Source organism: Flavobacterium sp. KACC 22758 (assembly GCF_028736135.1).
Lineage (GTDB): Bacteria > Bacteroidota > Bacteroidia > Flavobacteriales > Flavobacteriaceae > Flavobacterium > Flavobacterium johnsoniae.
This window is the reverse complement of sequence record NZ_CP117878.1, coordinates 2,173,918-2,195,480: the sequence shown is the minus strand read 5'-3', so window position 1 is coordinate 2,195,480 and position 21,563 is coordinate 2,173,918. Positions and strand designations below refer to the sequence as shown.

General features: G+C 34.7%; 19 protein-coding genes. 14 read left to right on the top strand and 5 right to left on the bottom strand.

Going from position 1 to position 21,563, the window contains the following annotated elements; translation table 11 throughout:
- Nucleotides 1-68 precede the first annotated feature (68 nt).
- Both PQ462_RS09495 and PQ462_RS09490 read left to right on the top strand, forming a co-directional pair.
- The gene (locus tag PQ462_RS09495; protein ID WP_274253262.1) at nucleotides 69-1,121 is read left to right on the top strand and encodes a PKD domain-containing protein; all 1,053 of its coding nucleotides are present in this window, start codon (nucleotides 69-71) and stop codon (nucleotides 1,119-1,121) included.
- A gap of 7 nt (nucleotides 1,122-1,128) precedes the next feature.
- The gene (locus PQ462_RS09490) at nucleotides 1,129-3,588 is read left to right on the top strand and encodes an AAA family ATPase (protein WP_274253261.1); all 2,460 of its coding nucleotides are present in this window, start codon (nucleotides 1,129-1,131) and stop codon (nucleotides 3,586-3,588) included.
- 97 nt (nucleotides 3,589-3,685) lie between these two features.
- Here PQ462_RS09490 and PQ462_RS09485 read toward each other — a convergent pair whose 3' ends face one another.
- From PQ462_RS09485 to PQ462_RS09475, 3 genes are read right to left on the bottom strand one after another with little or no spacing between them, the layout of a single operon-like run.
- Nucleotides 3,686-3,928, bottom strand: a complete 243-nt coding sequence (locus PQ462_RS09485; protein ID WP_253785326.1) for a hypothetical protein — start codon at nucleotides 3,926-3,928, stop codon at nucleotides 3,686-3,688.
- A gap of 39 nt (nucleotides 3,929-3,967) precedes the next feature.
- Entirely contained in the window at nucleotides 3,968-6,367 is a 2,400-nt protein-coding gene (locus tag PQ462_RS09480; RefSeq protein WP_274253260.1) for an arylsulfatase, read from the bottom strand.
- A gap of 20 nt (nucleotides 6,368-6,387) precedes the next feature.
- Nucleotides 6,388-7,869, bottom strand: coding sequence for a DUF1254 domain-containing protein (locus tag PQ462_RS09475; RefSeq protein ID WP_274253259.1), 1,482 nt, complete (start codon nucleotides 7,867-7,869; stop codon nucleotides 6,388-6,390).
- Nucleotides 7,870-8,142: 273 nt separating this feature from the next.
- Between PQ462_RS09475 and PQ462_RS09470 the strand changes: the two genes are divergently transcribed.
- The 7 genes from PQ462_RS09470 (at nucleotide 8,143) to PQ462_RS09440 (ending at nucleotide 16,143) form a co-directional block, all read left to right on the top strand.
- The gene (locus tag PQ462_RS09470) at nucleotides 8,143-8,733 is read left to right on the top strand and encodes a hypothetical protein (protein WP_274253258.1); all 591 of its coding nucleotides are present in this window, start codon (nucleotides 8,143-8,145) and stop codon (nucleotides 8,731-8,733) included.
- 893 nt (nucleotides 8,734-9,626) lie between these two features.
- Nucleotides 9,627-10,130 carry a DUF4625 domain-containing protein gene (locus tag PQ462_RS09465; RefSeq protein WP_274253257.1) on the top strand — a complete coding sequence of 168 codons (504 nt, stop codon included), beginning with the start codon at nucleotides 9,627-9,629 and terminating at the stop codon, nucleotides 10,128-10,130.
- A 9-nt stretch (nucleotides 10,131-10,139) separates the two neighbouring features.
- Nucleotides 10,140-12,332 carry a TonB-dependent receptor gene (locus tag PQ462_RS09460; protein WP_274253256.1) on the top strand — a complete coding sequence of 731 codons (2,193 nt, stop codon included), beginning with the start codon at nucleotides 10,140-10,142 and terminating at the stop codon, nucleotides 12,330-12,332.
- 28 nt (nucleotides 12,333-12,360) lie between these two features.
- Nucleotides 12,361-13,263 carry a DUF4625 domain-containing protein gene (locus PQ462_RS09455; RefSeq protein ID WP_274253255.1) on the top strand — a complete coding sequence of 301 codons (903 nt, stop codon included), beginning with the start codon at nucleotides 12,361-12,363 and terminating at the stop codon, nucleotides 13,261-13,263.
- Between the two features lie 36 nt (nucleotides 13,264-13,299).
- Nucleotides 13,300-14,514: a hypothetical protein gene (locus PQ462_RS09450; protein WP_274253254.1), complete on the top strand. Its 1,215-nt coding sequence runs from the start codon at nucleotides 13,300-13,302 to the stop codon at nucleotides 14,512-14,514.
- Between the two features lie 141 nt (nucleotides 14,515-14,655).
- Nucleotides 14,656-15,243, top strand: a complete 588-nt coding sequence (locus PQ462_RS09445) for a TetR/AcrR family transcriptional regulator (protein WP_274253253.1) — start codon at nucleotides 14,656-14,658, stop codon at nucleotides 15,241-15,243.
- Nucleotides 15,244-15,336: 93 nt separating this feature from the next.
- A complete protein-coding gene (locus PQ462_RS09440; RefSeq protein ID WP_274253252.1) occupies nucleotides 15,337-16,143 on the top strand; it encodes an SDR family NAD(P)-dependent oxidoreductase in 807 nt (268 codons plus the stop codon).
- A gap of 102 nt (nucleotides 16,144-16,245) precedes the next feature.
- On the opposite strand, the gene PQ462_RS09435 is transcribed toward PQ462_RS09440, so the two are convergent.
- The gene (locus PQ462_RS09435; RefSeq protein WP_121361484.1) at nucleotides 16,246-17,304 is read right to left on the bottom strand and encodes an NAD(P)-dependent alcohol dehydrogenase; all 1,059 of its coding nucleotides are present in this window, start codon (nucleotides 17,302-17,304) and stop codon (nucleotides 16,246-16,248) included.
- Nucleotides 17,305-17,577: 273 nt separating this feature from the next.
- On the opposite strand from PQ462_RS09435, the gene PQ462_RS09430 reads away from it, so the two are divergent.
- The 3 genes from PQ462_RS09430 (at nucleotide 17,578) to PQ462_RS09420 (ending at nucleotide 19,148) form a co-directional block, all read left to right on the top strand.
- On the top strand, nucleotides 17,578-18,141 hold the full coding sequence (locus tag PQ462_RS09430; RefSeq protein WP_274253251.1) for a Crp/Fnr family transcriptional regulator: 564 nt from the start codon (nucleotides 17,578-17,580) through the stop codon (nucleotides 18,139-18,141).
- A 72-nt stretch (nucleotides 18,142-18,213) separates the two neighbouring features.
- The gene (locus PQ462_RS09425; protein ID WP_012025280.1) at nucleotides 18,214-18,540 is read left to right on the top strand and encodes a DMT family transporter; all 327 of its coding nucleotides are present in this window, start codon (nucleotides 18,214-18,216) and stop codon (nucleotides 18,538-18,540) included.
- A gap of 161 nt (nucleotides 18,541-18,701) precedes the next feature.
- On the top strand, nucleotides 18,702-19,148 hold the full coding sequence (locus PQ462_RS09420) for a GNAT family N-acetyltransferase (protein WP_274253250.1): 447 nt from the start codon (nucleotides 18,702-18,704) through the stop codon (nucleotides 19,146-19,148).
- A gap of 8 nt (nucleotides 19,149-19,156) precedes the next feature.
- Here the strand turns inward: PQ462_RS09420 and PQ462_RS09415 are convergent, their stop codons facing one another.
- Nucleotides 19,157-20,020, bottom strand: a complete 864-nt coding sequence (locus PQ462_RS09415; protein ID WP_073409380.1) for a LysR family transcriptional regulator — start codon at nucleotides 20,018-20,020, stop codon at nucleotides 19,157-19,159.
- Between the two features lie 62 nt (nucleotides 20,021-20,082).
- On the opposite strand from PQ462_RS09415, the gene PQ462_RS09410 reads away from it, so the two are divergent.
- Nucleotides 20,083-20,610 (top strand): GNAT family N-acetyltransferase, encoded by a 528-nt coding sequence (locus PQ462_RS09410; protein WP_274253249.1) that lies wholly within the window; start codon nucleotides 20,083-20,085, stop codon nucleotides 20,608-20,610.
- Nucleotides 20,603-21,493 (top strand): DMT family transporter, encoded by an 891-nt coding sequence (locus PQ462_RS09405; RefSeq protein WP_274253248.1) that lies wholly within the window; start codon nucleotides 20,603-20,605, stop codon nucleotides 21,491-21,493. The genes PQ462_RS09410 and PQ462_RS09405 overlap by 8 nt, the downstream gene beginning before the upstream one ends.
- Nucleotides 21,494-21,563: the final 70 nt, after the last annotated feature.

The window sequence follows — 21,563 nt, the reverse complement described above, 5'->3', positions numbered from 1 at the left end:
TAAAAACTACATTTGCTTCCGTTTTTTGTTAAAATTATCTTACATAGTAAAATATTCAAAATCTAAAAATGAATCAAAAAAATATTGATATCAGGGTTGTATTTTTTTTCGCAATTCTGTTATTAGCTGGAATCATTGCATTTATAGTGCAGCTTTTTAATCATGTCGACTGTGATGATGCTAAATTTTATATTTTTGCAGACCATTCTCAATCCGAAGAATCGATTGAGTTTTACGACAAAACTCCAAACGCAAAATCATGGATTTGGGACTTTGGAGACGGATCAGAAAAAGATGTCAGAAAACACACTTTTCACATCTATAAAAATCCGGGAAAATACTATGTTTCTTTAACAATAAACGGCAATTGCACCCATACAAAAGAGATCACAATAAAGGATAAATTTGCTGCAGATAAAATAGGCACTCCAAAAATTATTGTACCCAAAACTATTACCGTTGGACAGCCCGCCTATTTTAAATCAATTTCTGATGATGCCAGAACCTGGGAATGGGCATTTGGTGAAAATAAAGGCATAGATGAAACCTCTTCTAACCCTGTTTACAGCTTTATCACGCCGGGCGAAAAAACGATTACTTTAGTCATAAACGGAGATTTCAGCCGTGTGGCAAAAAAGATAATTTATGTACATCCAAGAGTTATAAAAAAGACAAATCCGCTGGATGTAAGCTCTTATGAATTTGAGAAAAAAGCCGAAGCTTTTGCTTTGCCAAGAGGACCTGTAAAAAAAGATCCGCTTGAAGAAATGCTGCAATATATTCCGGTTGCCCCAAAAGCAAAAACCGTAAAAGACACTGTTGCCACGACTAAAAAAGCACCTAAAATGTCTGAAGATCAATTTGAAATTTTATTTAAAAAAGTAGCAGAAGGCAGTAAAGTTAAAGATGATTTTGCTGAGTTTTTATGCGATGATCTTGATATTCCGGTTGTAAAAAATGATAAAGATCTATTAACTTTTGCTCAATTATGTGCTTCTGTAAAAGGAAAAAAAATAAAAATTGAGTCAATACGCTTAAACAAGGACAAACAAACTAACTGCATTAAAGGATTAAATATCAGCTATAAAGTAAAAAAATATCTGGTATGGTCTAAAGATTAAATTTGGTATGGAAGAAGAAAAAAACGTTTTCAGTACAGAATTATTAAGCGCATTAGAAATTGCGAAGAAAATCGCTAAAACCAATTTAAATAAATATTACTCGGCGTCTCATTTGTTAAAAGCAGTTTTAAACAGAGATTTATCACTTTTAAAACGTCTTGAGGCTATGGGCAAAGATGTTTATTATCTTGATGAATGGGCAGAAGTACGAATTGAAGAAGAGCCAAAAACTACTCATGTTCTTGATGCTGAGCCAAGTGACTTAATTGATGATATCATAAAAGAGGCAGAATCTGTACGTATAGCACTTAATGAAGATGAAATTAGTCTTTATGCTGTTATAATTGCTTTAAGTTCTCCGGGTGTAGGTTTCAATTTCGACCAAATGAAGTCCTATCCTATCTCCAGAAATGAATTGTTAGAAGATCAGATTGTTATTCCGCAAACCGATAATGGCGTAAAACAAGAAGTAAAAAAAGGTTTTTTAAGCAAATACTGTATCCATAAAAATCTGGAGAAAAATAAAAAAAGAATCCCCGCAATTGGGCGTGAAGCCGAATTGAATGCCATAAAAGAAATTCTCTGCCGATTCTCTAAACCTAATGTTCTGCTTATAGGCGACCGAGGCATTGGAAAATCGATTTTAATTGATACTCTTGTTCAAAATGTAATAACAAATCAGGTTCCGGATGCTTTAAACAAAGTACAGCTTTTTGAACTCGACTTATCTTCTCTCATTGCCGGAGCTTCATACAAAGGCGAAATTGAAGACCGTTTAAAAAACTGCATTCAGGAATTAAAACAATACCCCAGAGCTATTTTAATTATTGAAGAAATTCATATTTTACTTGATAAAAACGGAGGAGATTCAGGCGTTTCAAATGTTCTTAAAGGTGAACTGGCAAAAGGATTAAATATTATCGCGACCTCAACAATTGATGAATTTTCAAAAAGAATCGAGAAAGAACAAGGACTTTCCGGAATGTTTGAGATCGTTAAATTAGAAGAATCTGATGATGAAACTTTGTTCAGAATGATTCGCGAATCTATCAAAACTTATCAGGAACATCATAAAATACAAATAGATGATGAAACCATTTCAGAATCTATCCGCTTATCCAGAAGGTATTTAAAAGAAAAAAGCCTTCCTGAATCTGCAATTAATCTGATCGATCATACGATGTCGGTTTTAAAAACTTCGGGAGAAACTTTTCTTAACGAAAAACAATCTATCATCAACAGATTAAATCTTTTAAAAGAAAATACCAGCAATTTATCTGAAGATCAATTGATAAAAGAATACAATTGGTTTGTGGTTGATTTAATAAACAAAACAACATTTTTGATGGATGTTGATGAACAAAATGAAAAAAGAAATTTTGAAACATCAGAATCGATCTTAAATTATATTGAAAACCTCCTTAATACACTTGAAGAAAAGGCACTTGATAAACGCTCTCATATTGAAGCTTTTGATTTGTCTTTGATTATTGCTAAAAAAACCGGAATTCCGGCAGGAAAACTTAAGGAAGAAGAAAAACAGAAACTAAACAATATTGAGGAAGTTTTAAACCGAAGAGTTATTGGGCAGGATCATTGTATAGCAACGGTTGCAGGCTCTATTTTAGAGTCAAGATCGGGATTAAGCAAAGCCGGACAGCCTATCGCATCTTTCTTTTTTCTTGGACCAACTGGAACAGGAAAAACAGAATTAGCCAAAAGTTTAGCCGAGTTTCTGTTTCAGGATGAAAATGCTATCATTAGATTTGATATGTCTGAGTTTAAAGAAGAACATTCAGCCGCGCTTCTTTACGGTGCGCCTCCTGGTTATGTAGGTTATGAAGAAGGTGGTCTGCTGGTGAATAAAATCAGACAAAAACCTTATTCTATTGTTTTATTTGACGAAATTGAAAAAGCGCATCCTTCTGTTTTTGATGTATTTCTTCAAATTATGGACGAAGGAAAACTACATGATCGTTTAGGAAAAGAAGGTGATTTCTCTAACGCTATTATACTTTTTACTTCAAATATTGGAGCAGATCATATTGTAAATACTTTTAATAACGGCGAAATTCCAACATCTGGTTCTTTAATGGAAATCATGGGGAATTATTTTAGACCTGAATTTTTAGGACGTTTAACTGAAATTGTACCTTTTGCTCCTATAAGTAAAGAAAATGCATTGAAAATATTCGAAATCCATCTCAAAAAAGAGTTCATGGATTTATTAAAAAACATCAATATTAAGGTTGAAATTCCAATGGAAGCTAAACTTTATCTTGCTGAAAACGGATATAATGCCAAATATGGAGCAAGACCAATAAAAAGTATTATCAGAAGTCATTTAAGAAGACCTTTGGCAAAAAAAATAATTTCAGGAGAAGTAAAAGACGGCGATACAATTTCTGTTACCATAGAAAACAATGAGGTAAAATGGGTAAAAGAAGAATTTACCGCTGTAAATTAAATCATAAAACAATCAATCCAGTTTAGTTAGTTTATAAACCCTAAAAAACGTCTTGCGACGTTTTTTAGGGTTGTAAGTATTTTGTAAAATTTCCTTTTTATGAACTATTCCTAACAATATAAAATAATATTTCTTCTTCTAATTCTTTTGCAAGATTTTCGCATTCCAATTTTTGACGAAAGTTTTTTTCAAATTTTTTCTTATAAATTTCAGCATTTACAATACTTTCACAATAATCATCACACATTGTTTTGAATCGATCATCAAGCAAATACATCTTTCTCATTGATTCAAAATATTCTGCAAATTTGACATTATATAGTTCGTCAGGTAAGGACATAGTCTTGAAGTTTAAATATTTCTCTAATGAAATCACATTTTACTCTTTTGCCATTTTTACTTTAAATTCGTTCTCAACATTCTGATAAGCATCATTACTAACATCATAAACTACTTTTGCAATTTTACCGCCAGTAAAATCGAATTTAGCTTTATATTGTTTACTTACCGGATCACCGCTGTCACGACCAACACATAAACCTTCTCCCGAAAGTGCATAATGTCCTGCCTGGGTACGAAAAGGCTTTTCCTCTACTATTTTGTCATCTAAATACAACCTCATCTTTCCTAAGGTCTCATTTTTATCACTCATTTTTTCTTTTACAAATTCAACACCTACAATGTGTTTTCCATTAGAAGGAATTGAAGTGCCTAAAACCTGTTCTGGGGCTAGACCGAGGAAATTATAGACATAAGTCAGTTTCCCGTCTTTTGCAAACAAACTGTAACCTCCAAAACGTGATCCCTGAGATACTATAACGCCTTTTGAATCTTTTGTAAAATCTACTTCGGCCAGAATCTTAAAAGAACGGCCCAATGTCGGCGCAGCAGAAGCCTCTGGTATTTCTGTCGTTCCCGGATAATAGATAAAACGGCCATCGGCGGGAATTTCTTTGTGATATTCCATAGCATGGAATTCATTTACTGAAACATCATTCAGTGGCAGCACATTATATTTTAAAGCTTCCTGCATCCAAACTTCTTTTAGTTCTTTTACTTTATCAGGATATTTGGAGGCAAGATCTGTTGATTCGGAGCGATCTGCATCTACATTGTACAATTCCCATTGATCTTTATCAAAATTTCCAATATTCACAGGTAAAGCCCCATGAACAGCTGTAGCTTTCCAGCCTTCTTTCCAGATTCCTCTCGTACCTACCATTTCGTAATATTGTACTTTTTTAGCCGTGGGTGCTTTGGCGTTATTAAAACTGCTTCTCATAGAAACTCCTGCAAGAGGACTCTGCTTCACACCATCCACTACATCCGGCATGGTCAGACCGCAGGCATCTAAAATGGTAGGCACAATATCAGTACAGTGGTAATACTGGCTTCTTAATTCACCTTTTGCTTTTATTCCTTTTGGCCAGCAGATTACAAGAGGATCAGCAGTTCCTCCGCTGTAGCCAGAATATCTTTTAAACATTTTAAATGGTGTCGAAAAAGCAGCTGCCCATCCTGTTGGATAATGGTTATAAGTATCTTCTGAACCCAGTTTATCAATCATGCTTAAATTAACACTCATGTCATCCGGATAGGCATTAAAGAAATTATTCTCGTTTACCGAGCCATTTGGTGAACCTTCTGCAGAAGCACCATTATCAGCACAATACATAATCAAAGTGTTATCAAACTGACCTGAATCTTTTAGATATTTAATTACACGCCCTACTTCAGCATCTGTAAATTCTGAATAAGCCGCATATACTTCGGCCATACGGCTGAACAATTTTTTTTCATCGGCAGTAAGACTGTTCCATGGTTTTACAGAATCTCCTTCAGAAAACTTCCCTTTTGGCATAGGGTTTAAAGGTGTCATTTTTGTTCCTTTTGGCAGAATTCCTTTATCGATCATACGTTTTAAAACCCAGTCTCTGTAAGCTTCATAACCATCGTCAAATTTCCCTTTGTATTTCGCAATATAATCGGCTGGTGCATGATGCGGTGCATGATTTGCTCCCGGATTATACCACATAAACCAAGGCTTATCTGGTTTTGATTGTTTTGAATCCTGAATATACGCAATTGCTTTATCGGCCAAATCTTTGCTTAAATGATAACCATTTTCTGGTTGAGAAGGCTGTTCTATAAAATGATTGTCTTCTATAAGACTTGGGTACCACTGGTTAGTTTCTCCTCCAATAAATCCGTAAAAACGATCAAATCCAAGTCCAAGAGGCCAGCGTTCTTTAGAAGAAGCCATATCAAGTGCATCTACAGGAACATTATGGTTTTTCCCAATCCAAAAAGTCGACCATCCGGCTTCTCGCAATACAGTAGCAAGCGTAGCATTTTCTTTTGGGATATGCCCGCTGTAGCCCGGAAATCCAACCGCAGATTCTGATATAGAACCAAATCCGTTTTGATGATGATTACGCCCTGTTAAAAGTGTAGAACGTGTAGGAGAACATACTGATGTAGTATGCCATTGAGTATACGTTAATCCGTTTTTTGCCAGTTCATCCATAGTGGGCATATTGATACGACCACCGTAAGGTGACCATGCGGCAAAACCGGTATCATCATATAAAATAATAAGTACGTTTGGGGCATCTTTTGGTGCTTTTGTCTCCAGAAACGCCGGCCAGTCGCCTTTTGAATCGCGAATATCGAGTTTAATATCACCGCCAAATTTCTTTTCTTCCTGTTTCTTAGGAGGATTCTGCGCCATTAAAACAGAACAGAACAAAAATATCAAAAGTTTTAATAATTGTTTCATGATGATATGGGGTTAAAATGTTACTTTACTTCTTCAAAATCTCCAGGTTTCCAACTTCCATTAAAAGCGGATGCTTCTGGTCCATAAATTCGGAAATAAGCAAACCAGCCCACATTTGGAATTGTTTTAATCCATTGACCTTCTTTTCCGGCAGGAGCTTTTGGTCCAAAATATAAGTCAACCGTTTTACCGCCTATTTTATCTTTTAGTTCAAATAAAGAACGAAGCGCGGCTTTATTTTGATCTGTTATCACCTGACTTCTCGTTTTGGCATCATAAATCGTAACCGACCAGAATAATTTAGCAGGAACAGGTGTAGGTATTGTTAACTTATATGTTTTGCTTCCGTCAACATATTTCCCTGTATTATCCTTAAGTCCAAGCCAGTATAAAGATCCTCCGCCTTCTTTTCTTCTAAACATAGACGGCGAAGCGCCAATTGCCTGATAAAACCAGGTTTCCCTGCCATCAAGATCTACATAATCTGGAGTATTAAAATCGCCGTCTTCAAATCGAAGTGCCACCCATTCCCATTGGCGGTCTTTCCAAACCACACGGTCTTCGCGACGATCTGCAAACGATTGTACACGCATTTGTGCATTGGCAATTTTAGCGGCTTTTTCTAATATTGCTTTCATACGCGCATCGGGGCTGAATGATTTTCCTTTTTTAATACCTAACACAGCCAGTTCTCCATAATAGTTTCTATAACCTTCAAAAACTGGTTCTCGCTGGATAACATCATTTAAATTTTCCCAGTATTTTATATTATTTTCCCAGCCAAGAGGTGTTGTATTTTGTGGTTTGTTAGTAAGATCCAGCCAGTCTGGCTCTTTCCAGTTTGCCGGTTTATTTAACGGATATACTTTAACGGTTTTAATACGTGTTATAGCCGCATTTACATCACCGCCAACAGGAAGCGAACGTATACCTACAGTTAAATTATTGGATGAAGATTTCCAGACATGATAACCCGAAGCAGGAACAACACCCTTATAATCAGGAGGTAATAGCAGATGTTTACCACCATTGCCCGCATCAGGTCCCGGAATTCCCATATCAGCTACCCAGCGTTGATTTACATCCATTGCCACAACAATAAGCGGTCCTTTTGGGATATCTATAACCATAGGCCCATCTGATAAATCAATAGGAATTGGTCCGTAAGGCGTGTCTGAATTAAGGGTAAAACCAATTTGCCCCGGTTTGGTATCTAAAGTTCCAAATGATTTGTTTGGAGTAATTTTAATGCTGTCATTCCCTTTAACCAGACCTTCGCCGGAAACCGTTGGATAGAAAAATTTATAAGCCTGTATTGCTCGTGTTAAATCGGCATCATCATAAGCTTTTTTTATGGTTGCTTCGGTTGGATAACCGCCTGTAAATTCATAATCCGAAGTTAAATCTACAGAACTGTCGGTACTTTTTGTAACTTCTGTTTCTTTTTTACAGCTGGTCAAAGCCAAAAAAATCAAACAAATATAAACTGATATTTTTTTCATGTAAATTGATTTTAAATAATTAAACTTCAAAACATTATCAAAGTTATCACCACCTGTCAGTTTAAATTACTTTTGAAACCTGAATTAGGTTTCATATTATAATTTGAAACAAAGTTTTATTGTCATTTTAGTTTCAAAAGTATCTTTTCGTATCTTGTAGTAACGCAAAATAATTATTCCTAAAGGCAATAAATGCCCCATTTAGCTGTTTTTATTACCAAGAGTTGATGTGCTAATTAACAGCACATTTATATGATAAATAAAAAATAAAGTATGAAAAGAATATTGTTTATAATTATAATTGCCGCTTCCCTGCAAGTATATTCACAAGATGAGCTTAAAGGAAAATATCAGCCGGTACAGCAAAAAAATTTAGAAACTAAAGAAGTGGTTCCGCCAGAAAATAATCCAGCCGCAGAACCGCCTGCACTGGCAAAAGATCCAATTGTTTTACAAATAAATCCCGAAGAGCTATTTAAAAATAATGCTTTATATAAAAAAGAAGCCAATGTTGAAGGTATCTTTTACAGACGAAACGAATACTTAGGAGGTTTTATAACAAAGGGAGCAGTTTCTACTGTTCGTTATCGGGATGCGGCTTTTGTTGACGGCGATAAAATCAGGGTATATCTAAATGATAAAGTAATCGAACCAGAAGTTTTATTAGACGGAGAATTTAAAGGTTTTAAAATAAATCTGGTAAAAGGAATTAATAAAATTGATTTTGAAGCATTAAATGAAGGTTCTGCTTCGCCAAATACTGCCGAATTTCAGGTTTTTGATGATAAAGGAGCTGTTATAGAATCGAGCCAATGGAATGTGGGTACTGGCTATAAAGCCGTTATCATATTATACAAAGAATAAAAACTAAATTTTAATTACTGTAAAGCCTTAAAAGATCTAACAAGAGTTTGGATTTTTTAAGGTTTTTATTTTTTTGAAAAAGTTTTACTGAAACATTGTTGCATTTATAAATAAGAATTTTATATTTGCAACTCTGTGGCATTAATCAGCTGCAGGTTGATCTGAATGAAAAAGAAATTAAAATGTATTAATCTTCTGTTCCCGCTGATAGTATTGTTTGCGATACTATTTCCGGTTATACATTCTTATGAACACATCCATAATCACAATTCAAATTCTAAAAAAACAGAGCTGCATCATACAGCAAAAACTGAATTTAAAATTAAAAAGCATTCAGAAGAATGTGCTATCTGTCATTTTAAATTCAGCCCTGTTACCACTTTTAGTTTTGAACCCTTTATTTTTTACAAAAACAGCAGCATAACTTCATTTGTTGTTTTCTATTCTAAATCTTATTCTAGTTTTTTTAAAGGTGCGTTGTTTTCACTTCGGGCGCCTCCCGGAATTTAAGCAGAAATAGTCATTCCTAAAAGGAAAGAATTACGTTTTGCTTAGTATTTAAATCTAAAATTATAGGGATCAGTAGTGTTGTGTTATAAACTAACAGGCACAATTTTGATTGTCTTTAATACTTCCAGAAATTCTGAGCAGAATCAGTAACATGCCACAAAACTTATTCAGTAAAAAAACGACATTCTTAAATAGAATTTCATCTTTTTTTGACTGACGCAATGACTTTTTCTCACTTCAAAAAACATGCTTTTGTAAACTGATACAATTCAATTTTGTATTTGGATTCTCTCAGCGCTTCTGCATCTGAGAAGGAATTACTATGTCTAATTCTAAAATCCGGACAAAAGCTGTTATCGCCAAGTAATCCCAAAATAATTTATATGAAAAATGTCAAAATCAAATGGAGCAGAATAACAACTGCAAAAAAAATTGCCGCTTTAGTTCTCGGCTTTCTGGTATTTACAGCCTGCAGCAGTGACAATGATTCTGTTGATACAGAATATCCTGTAATTGATATTTCGGCTTCAAACGCATTTCCTATCCAATGCAGTCAAATGAATCGAGGACAGAAAATTACTTTTCGTGCCGCATTCAGCGACAATGCCGCATTAGGATCGTACAGTGTTGATATTCATCACAATTTCGATCATCATACGCACAGTACCGAAGTATCAGACTGCGAAACAGATCCGGTAAAAAAACCTGTAAAACCATTGCTTTACATTAATTCGGTTACCATTCCCGAAGGTTTAAAAAAATACGAAGCAGTTCAGGAAATCACTATTCCGGAAGATATTGATCCGGGAGATTATCATTTTATGATTCGTTTGACTGATAAAGAAGGCTGGCAGACTATTAAAGGCTTAAGTATTAAAATTTTATAAAACCGCTTAATGATTGAAAATAAATCAAACAGCATATTGATTTTTCTGTTATTCTGCTTTGCTTTTTTGACAAAAGTCCAATCTCAGAACACCAATTCGGAAATAAAGGAACTTGAAGAAGTAGTGATTAAAGACCAGTCAGAAAAACGTGCCAAGAAAGAAGCATCATTAAATACAGAAACAGTAAACAGCACTTTTATTCAGCGGAATCTCGGCGGAAGCCTGATGCAGTCCTTACAGCGAATTCCTGGAGTTAAAACCATTTCGATAGGTTCAGGAGGTTCAAAGCCGCTGATTCGCGGATTGAGTTTTAATCAGGTTATTGTAGTCGAAAACGGCATTAAACATGAAGGCCAGCAATGGGGCGCAGATCACGGGCTTGAAATCGATCAATATGCTGTTAATCGGGTGGAAATTATAAAAGGTCCTTCATCCTTTATTTATGGTTCTGATGCTATTGGCGGTGCAGTTAATATCAAACCTGTGCCTTTTCCTAAAAAAAATACTTTGGGCGGTAATGTAGATTTTACTGCTAAAAGTAATAATGAACAAATTGGAAGTTCGCTGAATTTGTTTGGACGAAATGAAAACTGGTTTTTCGATACCAGAATTACTTCACAGGATTATGGTGATTACAGGGTTCCGGCTGATAAGGTTCAGGTTTACAATTATACAGTGCCTTTATACAAAAATCATTTGCGCAATACTGCAGGACGTGAACTGGATTTGCATGCCAGTACAGGATTTGTGGGCGAAAAGTTTAAATCGGTTTTGTATTTCAGTAATATACATACCAAAAGCGGCTTTTTTGCGAATGCACACGGACTTGAACCTCGTAATGTGAATCTTGAACTTCATGATAAATCGAGTCGTGATATTTTGATGCCTTTTCAGGAAGTTAATCATACTAAAATCAGTAATACAACTTCATTTGAAATAGGAAATCATCTGCTGCAGACACAATTGGGTTTTCAAAAGAATTTCCGCAGAGAATGGAGTCATTATGTAAATCATGGTTATATGCCGCCAATTTATCCAGCAGATATGTATGCACCGCAGGATTTGGAAAGACAATACGACAAAGATGTTTTTTCGGTTTCTGTAAAAGATGAGTTTTCTGTTGGCAGACATCAATTTACAGTTGGCTTAAACGGAGAAAAACAGCAGAATGAAATTAACGGCTGGAGTTTTTTAATTCCCGCTTTTAATCAGCTGAATACAGGATTGTATGGCTATGATAAAATACAGCTGAATGATTTATGGATACTGCACGGAGCCATGAGAATGGATTATGGCCAAATCGAAATGAAACAATATTCAGACTGGTTTAAAAGTGATGTGACTCAAAACGGGCAGACAACTCAGGAATATTTAAAACGGTCTGAAGATTTAAACAAAACATTTAAAAGTTTTACATGGTCAGCAGGGATAAATTACAATCCGGGTAAAGTTTCATTTAAAGCTAATGCAGGAACGAGTTTTAGAATGCCCATTGCAAAAGAATTAGCTTCTAATGGCGTCAATTACCATTATTTCCGATTTGAAAAAGGAAATCCAAATCTTGATGCCGAGCGTTCGTATCAATTGGATCTTGGTATCGACTGGCAGGAAAGCAAATGGTCTGTGCAGCTGAGTCCGTTTTTTAATTATTTCCCAAATTTCATTTACCTAAACCCAACCTCACAACATGATATTCATTATGGAGCAGGAAATCAGGTTTTTGAATATCAGCAGAGTAAAGTTATGCGTTACGGAAGCGAGTTACAGATACATTATCAGTTTCTAAAAAATCTAAGCGGTGAGATTTTGGCCGAATATCTTTATTCTGAACAATTATCGGGCAGTAAAAAAGGATATACGCTTCCATTCTCTCCTCCTGCTTCGGTTTTATTTGGCATCAATTATAATCCCGAAATCAGGAATTTAAGAGAAACTTATTTTTCGCTGGATTATCGTTTTACGGCTCAGCAAAATCAGATTGTACCGCCCGAAAAAAAAACAGAAAGCAGTCATGTTTTCAACCTGGCATTAGGAACAAAATTACAAGCCGGAAAACAAGATTTTGCGGTCTCGCTTCAGCTGCAGAATTTATTTAATACAAGATACCTGAATCATACAAGCTTTTACAGACTTATAGAACTTCCGGAAATGGGCAGAAATATTATTCTTTCTGTAAAAGTTCCTTTTTTAATTCATCAATAAAACAACAAATTTTTAATACCTCAAAACCATGAAAAAAGTACAATCATTTTTTTTATTCCTATTGACAGCTTCTGTCTTTACTGCCTGCAGCAATGACGATGATAACGAAGTCTTAAAACCAACTGCCAAAAATATTGAAATTGGAACGGCAGATAATAAACAAGCTTTAATTGGTCGTGATTTTCATTTTAATGCCGATGTCACTGCCGGAAACAAAATTGCCAATGTACAATTAAAAATACTACCTAAAACCGGTGAAACTTATTCTAAAGACTGGAAACTCGAATTTACCTGGCCGGAATACATTGGAACAAAAAACACCAATGTTCATAAACACTTTACTATTCCCGCTGATGCTGCCGAAGGTAAATTTGATTTCTTATTTATTGTAACCGACGAAAACGGAACGGCGCTCGAAATTAAAGAGACCATTACTATTACAGATCCGGCTAATATGCCGGTTGATCCTGTTATTGGCCGTGATATGCTTTCGCGAAATGATGATCTGATTTATTACATGGAAACCTGGGTTGAACCTCAGTTAATCTATAAGAAGAATGATAAACTAACGGCTCATGCACAAATCAGCCAGATTATGGGCAACGGAATACTCTATTCTGTTTTGATTAAAAAAAGCCTTAATTATCACCCTGAAAGCATTGACAATCTGGATCTGAAAAAAGTAATCATTATTTCAAAAGTAGAGCATAAAGATCTTGGGCCTGCGTCAAAGATTACAACACTTCAAAAAATAAATGATGTCTATGGCGGCGAAAGTATTGTTCTTGGTGCTGATAAAGACAATGAAGGAAATGCTATAACTGCTGAAAAGGCCTGGGAATCTGGTCAATATAACTGGGTTGTACTTTACAAAAATACTTCTTACAGCATGAGCGTCTATAAATCGATGCCTATTACAATAAACTTTTAAAATCAAGTAAATATTAACCCTAAATACATTTTAACGATGACTAAAACTTATTTCAAACTGATTTTCTTATTTGCTTTATCGCTTGTTGCCGTTTCCTGCAGCAATGATGACGATACCACGCCAGAAACTCCTGATGAAGCATTAACGGAATTTAAATATCTGAGAATTTTACTTTCTGATGAGAAAACTACACAGCTTACGCTTGTAAATCCGGTTGATGCCACATCTTCTTTCTTTAATGCTAAATTTGCAAAATCTTCACTTTATACAACTGAATCCGGACGATATGCAGGAATTGTTCACAGACTGGATAATACGGTAGAAACGTTTGACAGCGGATTTGAAAGCCACGGCGATCATGTTGATGTTGACGGACAACCAAAATTTGGTGCTTTAACTGGACAATCGGCTCTTCCAACGCATTTTAAAAGTAAAATTGGTGAAATCCTGACTTTTAATGACGGTGACGGAACTTTATCTGTTGCAAAAGAAAAGGATGTAAATACTGCCGGAGCGCAATTCAAAACCATCAACGCCGGACTTTTGGCACATCATGGTGCTATGGCCGCTTTTGGAAACGGAACGTATGCTATTACAGTAAAAGATAATTCGGTTACAGGAACACTTCCTGAAAAAGTAAAAATTATCGATAATACAGGTAAAACTTTATTTGAGCCGACTCTTGCTACAAAAGGAATTCACGGAAATGCTTCTGATGGAACTTATGCCGTTTTTGGTTCTGCAAGCGGTGTTTTAGTTGTAGAAAATAATGGAAAACAAAAACTGATTGCTTTTCCAGAAGATTTTGGAACAGCTTGGTTTGGAACTATTTTAGAAACAGATTATAACGGAAAATTTGTTGGTTTTACTGCCGCAAAAGGTGCTTATTTGATTGATGTTGTAAACGGAACTATAAAACCTATTATCCAAAATACAACAATTATGCAGTGTAAAGTAAGCTACAACCATAAAAAATTAGGTGTTTTACTGCATTCAGGTGAATTTAAGTTGTTTAACCTAAACAGTCTGCAGGTTGAAAAAGAAGCTAAAATTATTGGTGAAACTGCAAACGATGCAGCATTAAAACCTCAAATACAGCTAACAGAGAACTTTGCTTACATTACTTCGCCATCAACAGGAGAATTGTTACAATTGAGTTTTGAAAAAATGTCAATTGTAAATAAAATCAAAGTTTCTAACACACCTTATATGATTACAATTCTGGGGTTTGAAAATAGTGAAAGCCATTAAAAATAAGGCTTAAGCTATTGGAAAAGCGTGCTTAACGGCACGCTTTTTTTGGTTTAAAATATCCTAAAAGTAAAAAAGCTTTAAAAATATTTGTTTTTATGACCAATCGGTCATATATTTGCAGTGTAAAATTCAGCTATCATGGCAAAAGGTGAAGAAACCAGACAGTTTATTATAGAAAAAGCGGCTCCTATTTTTAACACAAAAGGAATTGCGGCTACTTCTATGAGCGACATTATGGAGGCAACCAAATTGTCTAAAGGAAGCATGTATGTTCATTTTGAAAATAAAGAAGTATTGGCCTGCGCTGCTGTCGATCATAATATGAAAATATTAAGCTCTAAACTTCAAAATGCCTTAAGTGGAAGCTCAACATCTAAAGAAGCTTTATTTGCTTATATCGATTTTTTCAGCAACCCTACTCACCCACCCGTTATTGGCGGCTGTCCTTTATTGAATTTCGGAACTGAGGCTGATGATACTAACCCAATCGTAAAAGAAAAAGTTAACAGCGCTATTAAACAAGGACAACAATTATTATCCGGCATTATAGAAAAAGGAATTGCCAATAAAGAATTCAAAACAGATTTAAACCCCGCAGAATTTGCCACTGCAATGTTTGCAATGCTAGAAGGCGGTCATTTAATGGCCAGAGTTTCTGGCAGTAATGATAAAATGAAAATCGTAGCCAAAACGCTTAAAAATTTAATTGAACAAAACAGCATCTAATTTTTTTTATTAAAAAAATGACCGATCAGTCATTTTTAAACAACAATCGTAAACAACTAACAATAAACATTAATTAACAACAATAGAAACATCATGTCAAAAACAATTTTAATTACAGGAGCATCAAAAGGTTTTGGAAAAACCTGGGCAGAAGCATTTTTAGCAAAAGGATATAACGTTGCAGCTACAGCCCGTAACGTAGATACCTTAAATGATTTAAAAGAAAAATACGGTCAATCGGTTTTAACTTTAAAACTGGATGTAGACAATCGCGAAGAATCATTATCAGTTGTCGAAAAAGTGCAAAACCATTTTGGAAGTATCGATATTTTAATCAACAATGCCGGTTATGCCTTAACCGGAGCAATTGAAGAAGCAACTCCATATGAAGCCAGAGCGCAGTTTGAAACTAATTTCTTTGGAACTTTATGGCTTACTCAAGCTGTTTTACCTATTATGAGAAATCAAAAAAGCGGACACATTATTCAGGTTTCTTCAATTTTAGGTTTAGCAGCTTTACCAACCATGGGACTTTACAACGCTTCAAAATTTGCTATTGAAGGTTTAAGCGAAACTCTGGCTGCAGAAGTAAAACAATTTGGAATCAATGTTACGCTGGTTGAACCAAACGGATATGCATCGAATATCTGGCATACCGGAATAAGCAGCAAAAGCAACCCGGTTTATGATGGTCTTAAAAAAGCATTTTCAGAATCAGAAAATGATTTCGGAATTGTTGAAGCAACTGCTCCGGCAATCGTAAAACTAGTTGAAAGTGAAAATCCTCCATTACGCTTATTTTTAGGAAGAGTAGCTCTGCCTTTTGTAAAACACAGCTATGAACAAAAATTAAAAGTTTGGGAAGAATGGAATGATGTTTCTGTAGAAGCTCACGGATAATTAATCTATAAATATTTCATCCCGAAAGGTTTATTCATCTAAATAAAAAAGGCTTTCTGAAAATAATTTTCAGAAAGCCTTTTTTGCCTTTTTAATCTTTATTTAAGATTTAAGAGAATCCATATCAATTACAAAACGATATCTTACATCGCTTTTCAGCATTCTTTCATACGCTTCGTTGATTTCCTGCATTTTAATAATTTCAATTTCTGAAACGATGTTATGTTCACCGCAAAAATCAAGCATTTCTTGTGTTTCTGCAATACCTCCAATTACAGAACCAGCAACAGATTTTCTTCCCATAATCATTGGCACTGAATTTAAAATTGGTTCTAAACCCCCTAAGTAACCAACTAATACAAGAGTTCCGTTGATGTTTAAAGTAGAAACATACGGATTTACATCATGTACATAAGGAACTGTATCAATAATAAGATCATATCTTCCGTGTACTGATTTCATCTGCTGGTCATCTGTAGAAATAATTACAGAATCGGCACCCAAATCGATTGCATCTTGTATTTTATCCGGAGTTCTTGAAAACAAAGTTACTTCGGCACCTAAACCTTTTGCAAGTTTAATTGCCATGTGTCCAAGTCCGCCTAAGCCGACAACAGCAACTTTACTTCCTTTTCCAACTTTCCAGTGTCTTAAAGGTGACCAGGTTGTAATTCCTGCACAAAGTAAAGGAGCAACAGCTGCTAAATTTAAATTTGAAGGTACTTTTAAAACAAAATGCTCATCAACTACCACTTTCTCAGAATAACCGCCAAAAGTATGTCCGCCAATATTTTTATCCTTACCATTGTAAGTTCCTGTAAATCCGTTTAAACAATATTGTTCCAAATCTTGTTTACAGCTTTCGCAGGTATGACAAGAATCAACCATACAGCCCACTCCTGCTAAATCACCGACTTTAAGTTTCGTAACTTCATTTCCCACTTTTGTTACCCTTCCTACAATTTCATGCCCCGGAACTGCTGGATATTGGCTCCCTCCCCAGTCATTTCTGGCTGTATGCAAATCAGAATGACATACACCACAGTATAAAATTTCGATCTCAACATCTTTTGCTAAAACCTCTCTGCGTGCAATTGTCATTTCTTCCAGCAATGCGTCTGCTGCTTTTGTACCAAATGCTTTTGTGTTACTTGTATTCATATTTTTTAGATTATTAAGTTGTAAAATTAAAACAGCTTCTTGCCTAAAAATAACAGAAAAGAAACATTTACTTATGAAATTCAAACAATTTTAAAACATTATCAGAGGGGCAAAATCGACAAAAGCTAAACTATAGAGAGAAGTTTAAGGTAAATAATATACCTGCAATAGAATCATTTAATTCGATTTTATATTTTGTCTTCTATCAAATTTAATAACTTTATCCTGAATAATAAGAATTTTATTATTTTAAAAAACGAATCATACCCTAAAATGGATATTTCTCTAATTCTCGACCATATATATCAGTTACCAGAGCAGTCAAAAAAAGATTTATTACTGACAATCAATTTAATAAGTCGTCCAAAAGGTAATATAATACTAAAAGCAGGCAAAGTTGAATCCAGCATTTATTTTATTAAAAAAGGAATTGTAAGGGCGTATATTGATGACGATAATAATGATGTTACTTTTTGGTTTGGTAAAGAAGGAGAAACCATTATCTCGATGAAAAGTTATGTCGAAAACCAAAATGGTTATGAAAACATAGAACTTCTGGAAGAATGCGAATTGTATGAATTAAAAACAGCCGATTTAGAACGATTGTTTAATTCTGACATTCACATTGCCAACTGGGGTAGAAAATTTGCCGAAAAAGAACTTATAAAAACCGAAGAAAGATTGATATCCAAGCTTTTTAAAAATGCTTCTGAACGTTATTTAGATCTTTTAAAAAACAATCCTGAACTTATTAAAAGAATTCAGTTAGGACATATTGCTTCTTATCTGGGCATAACACAAGTCAGCTTAAGCAGAATACGGGCTGAATTAAAATAAAATACTTTTTTATCATTTGTTAAATTTTTTCTGAATTGAGAGAAGGAACTTTGTACCATAAATTTTAACTATATGAACTGGATTATTTTAATTATTGCAGGCCTTTTTGAAGTAGCCTTTGCAACTTGCCTTGGAAAAGCAAAAGAAACCGCAGGAATGGAAATGTATTATTGGTATATTGGTTTCTTTGCCTCTTTAACAATAAGTATGCTGCTGCTGATAAAAGCTACCGAAACGCTCCCAATGGGAACTGCATACGCCGTATGGACAGGAATTGGTGCGGTTGGAACTGTGTTAATGGGAATATTTGTTTTTAAAGAACCGGCAACTTTCTGGAGATTGTTTTTCCTTGTAACCTTAGTAAGTTCTATCGTTGGGCTTAAAGCGGTTTCTCATTAATAGAAATAACAATACTATTTAAAAAAGCAGATTAGAAAAAGTAATCTGCTTTTTTTTTGCCAAACTATTCATTAATGCATTTCATGCATTACTTGATAAAAAATAAGCATTTTATATCATTAATCTCTGTCTTATCTTTGTCAAAAATGTAAACTTAGAATATGACCTTAAATTATTGTATTAAATCTTTTGATGAATTAACCAATAACGAATTATATAATCTGCTTCGTTTAAGAAGCGAGATTTTCGTGGTAGAACAAAACTGTGCTTATCTTGACTTAGATAATAAAGACCAGAAAAGTTTTCATTTGCTGTATTATGTAAATAACGAATTTGCCGGAAGCACACGGCTGGTTCCGGCTGGTTTGTCTTTTAAGGAAATCTCTATAGGCAGAGTTGTTATTGCCGGTTCTCACCGCGGATTAGGATTAGGAGTAAAACTAATGGAAGCTGCAATAGAAGGCTGTCAGCAAAAATTTGGAAATGGTCCTATTAGAATTGGTGCACAGTATCATTTATCAAAATTTTATCAGTCATTAGGATTTGTTGAGCAGGGAGAACAATATGATGAAGACGGAATTCCGCATATTGAAATGCTGAGAGCTTAAATACAAGTTTAAGGAACAACCAGTTTTAAAACATTGGCCAAAACCGGATTATGATCTTCGGCTCTCCAATTGATATAAAGATCGGTTTCTAACGGAAGTTTGATAAATCTGATTCCTGAAATTTCATGAAAAACATACGAATCCGGTAATATCGCTATACCAAGTCCTTTTCGAACTAATGCAATTATAGCCGAACCAAATTCAGAATGAAGATAAACTTCGGGCGCATTTTCAAAAGAGTTAAACAATCTTTGTATTAAATCGCTGTAACTGCTTCCTTCGTCTGTAGTAGGCAGGATAAATTTTTGATTTGCCAATGATTCTTTCGTAAGATCTTCGGGCTTTTGATAAGGATGATTTTCAGGAACTACAATCGCCAGGTTATCAGTATAGATTTTTTCTGATTTTATATCTCTGGCGTGGTTAATATCTCTTGTAATCGCCAGATCAATTTTATAATTGCGGAGAAATTCCTGCTGGTTTTCATACAAAACCTGAACCAGTTTGATTTTTAATTTGGGAAACGCATCAGAAATACGCGATAAAATATCGGGCATAATAGAAGCCGAAATAGAATCCGGATGAGAAATGGTAAGTGTACCGCTTTCGCCTAAATGAATCTGACGCGCCGATTGATGTATATACTCCAGTTTACTGAGTTCTACTTCCCATTTTTCCTGAAGAAATCTGCCGGCCGACGTAAGCTTGACATTTCGCTTATTACGTTCAAAAAGCTGAACACCAAGCTGGTTTTCAAGAGACTGAATCTGACGGCTTAGAGCCGATTGTGTAATATTCATTTTTCCGGCAGTATTCCAGAAATGAAGTTCGCGGGCCAGAGCCAGAAAATATTTAATCTGCTGTAAATCCATTGATGCAATTTACGCATTTATAAAAACAAAAAACAGATTTTAATGCATTAATAATAAAAAACATGAACACAATAAAAGTCCGCAAAGCGCTGATTAGTGATGCTGAAAAACTTCAAACCATTGGAAGAATAACTTTTTCTGAAACATTTTCGGATGTAAATTCAGAAGAAAATATGATTAAATATCTGGATGAAAGTTTTAATCTGGAAAAAATCGCTTCTGAACTCAACAATAAAGATTCACACTTTTATTTAGCAGAATTAGACGGAGAAGTAATTGGCTATTTAAAATTAAATACCGGAGAAGCTCAAACCGAATTGAAAGAAAAAAATGTGCTCGAAATAGAACGAATTTATGTTTTAAAGGAATTTCACGGTAAAAAAATAGCTCAGGAACTTTACAATCAGGCTTTAAAAAAAGCCGAAGAAATAAAGGTACATTATATCTGGCTTGGTGTCTGGGAAAAGAATTTCAGGGCAGTAAGTTTTTATACCAAAAATGGTTTTGTACAATTTGATACCCATATTTTCAGACTGGGCGATGACGAGCAAACCGATTTAATGATGAAGAAAATTTTAATCAATGAATAAAAGGCAGATTTTACTGGTTTTACTTATCATTGGCACTGCCTTTTGGGGCATATCGTATTCTATTACGAAAATGGCAATTGGAAATTATTCGCCATCCACTTTTTTATTTTATCGCTTTTTAATGGCTGTAATGGTTCTAACTGTGATTTTCTGGAAATATGTTAGAAATACCAATTTAGAATCTATTAAAACCGGTGCAGTTTTGGCCGTTCCTATGTTTTTAGGAATTCATTTGCAGACAGTTGGTTTAAAATATACCGATGCTTCTCAATGTTCTTTTATAGCCGGATTATGTGTTATTATAATTCCGTTTATAAAACTTACCGTTTATAAAACCAGTCCGCCTTTAAAAATCTGGATGGCCGCTTTAACAGCATTATCCGGATTATTTATTATCGCTGTAAAAGATAAATTCACCATAAACCTGGGAGATCTATATACAATTGCCGGAGCCTTTGCTTTTGCAGTTTATTTAATTTCTGTAGAAAAACATTCAGCTGCAAAAAACCTTTTAACGTCAATTGTACCCATGTTTGCATTTTGTGCTTTATTTACTTTCATTTTGGCACTTACAGATCAAAACGCAGATTGGTTTCCAGAAAGAAATACATTTTGGCTTGGTGTTATTTATTGCGCTTTATTTTCTACGGCCTATATGTACACCATTTCAAATATATCACAACGCTATTTATCAGCAGAAAGAGTGGCGGTAATTTATTTATTCGAACCCATTTTTGGCGCCATAGCCGCATTCTTTATTCTTGGCGAAAATCTTTCGCTTCGATTGCTTTTGGGAGGCAGTCTTATTTTTGCTGCGACTCTTATTTCCGAAGTAAACCTTAAAAACTCCAATTACAAATTAGGGAGTAAAAAAACCTCTTAATCCAATTCTTACATACTGATAATTATATAATTACAACTTTTAATAGTATAAGCACAATAAGCTTTTCTGA

Excerpts from the sequence above, each read along its gene's own strand:
- PQ462_RS09485 (WP_253785326.1), bottom strand. The coding sequence starts at position 3,928 with ATGTCCTTACCTGACGAACTATATAATGTCAAATTTGCAGAATATTTT.
- PQ462_RS09475 (WP_274253259.1), bottom strand. The coding sequence starts at position 7,869 with ATGAAAAAAATATCAGTTTATATTTGTTTGATTTTTTTGGCTTTGACC.
- PQ462_RS09425 (WP_012025280.1), top strand. The coding sequence starts at position 18,214 with ATGAACTGGATTATTTTAATTATTGCAGGCCTTTTTGAAGTAGCCTTT.
- PQ462_RS09470 (WP_274253258.1), top strand. The coding sequence starts at position 8,143 with ATGAAAAGAATATTGTTTATAATTATAATTGCCGCTTCCCTGCAAGTA.
- PQ462_RS09455 (WP_274253255.1), top strand. The coding sequence starts at position 12,361 with ATGAAAAAAGTACAATCATTTTTTTTATTCCTATTGACAGCTTCTGTC.
- PQ462_RS09420 (WP_274253250.1), top strand. The coding sequence starts at position 18,702 with ATGACCTTAAATTATTGTATTAAATCTTTTGATGAATTAACCAATAAC.
- PQ462_RS09435 (WP_121361484.1), bottom strand. The coding sequence starts at position 17,304 with ATGAATACAAGTAACACAAAAGCATTTGGTACAAAAGCAGCAGACGCA.
- PQ462_RS09405 (WP_274253248.1), top strand. The coding sequence starts at position 20,603 with ATGAATAAAAGGCAGATTTTACTGGTTTTACTTATCATTGGCACTGCC.
- PQ462_RS09495 (WP_274253262.1), top strand. The coding sequence starts at position 69 with ATGAATCAAAAAAATATTGATATCAGGGTTGTATTTTTTTTCGCAATT.
- PQ462_RS09430 (WP_274253251.1), top strand. The coding sequence starts at position 17,578 with ATGGATATTTCTCTAATTCTCGACCATATATATCAGTTACCAGAGCAG.
- PQ462_RS09480 (WP_274253260.1), bottom strand. The coding sequence starts at position 6,367 with ATGAAACAATTATTAAAACTTTTGATATTTTTGTTCTGTTCTGTTTTA.
- PQ462_RS09465 (WP_274253257.1), top strand. The coding sequence starts at position 9,627 with ATGAAAAATGTCAAAATCAAATGGAGCAGAATAACAACTGCAAAAAAA.
- PQ462_RS09415 (WP_073409380.1), bottom strand. The coding sequence starts at position 20,020 with ATGGATTTACAGCAGATTAAATATTTTCTGGCTCTGGCCCGCGAACTT.
- PQ462_RS09445 (WP_274253253.1), top strand. The coding sequence starts at position 14,656 with ATGGCAAAAGGTGAAGAAACCAGACAGTTTATTATAGAAAAAGCGGCT.
- PQ462_RS09440 (WP_274253252.1), top strand. The coding sequence starts at position 15,337 with ATGTCAAAAACAATTTTAATTACAGGAGCATCAAAAGGTTTTGGAAAA.
- PQ462_RS09460 (WP_274253256.1), top strand. The coding sequence starts at position 10,140 with ATGATTGAAAATAAATCAAACAGCATATTGATTTTTCTGTTATTCTGC.
- PQ462_RS09490 (WP_274253261.1), top strand. The coding sequence starts at position 1,129 with ATGGAAGAAGAAAAAAACGTTTTCAGTACAGAATTATTAAGCGCATTA.
- PQ462_RS09410 (WP_274253249.1), top strand. The coding sequence starts at position 20,083 with ATGAACACAATAAAAGTCCGCAAAGCGCTGATTAGTGATGCTGAAAAA.
- PQ462_RS09450 (WP_274253254.1), top strand. The coding sequence starts at position 13,300 with ATGACTAAAACTTATTTCAAACTGATTTTCTTATTTGCTTTATCGCTT.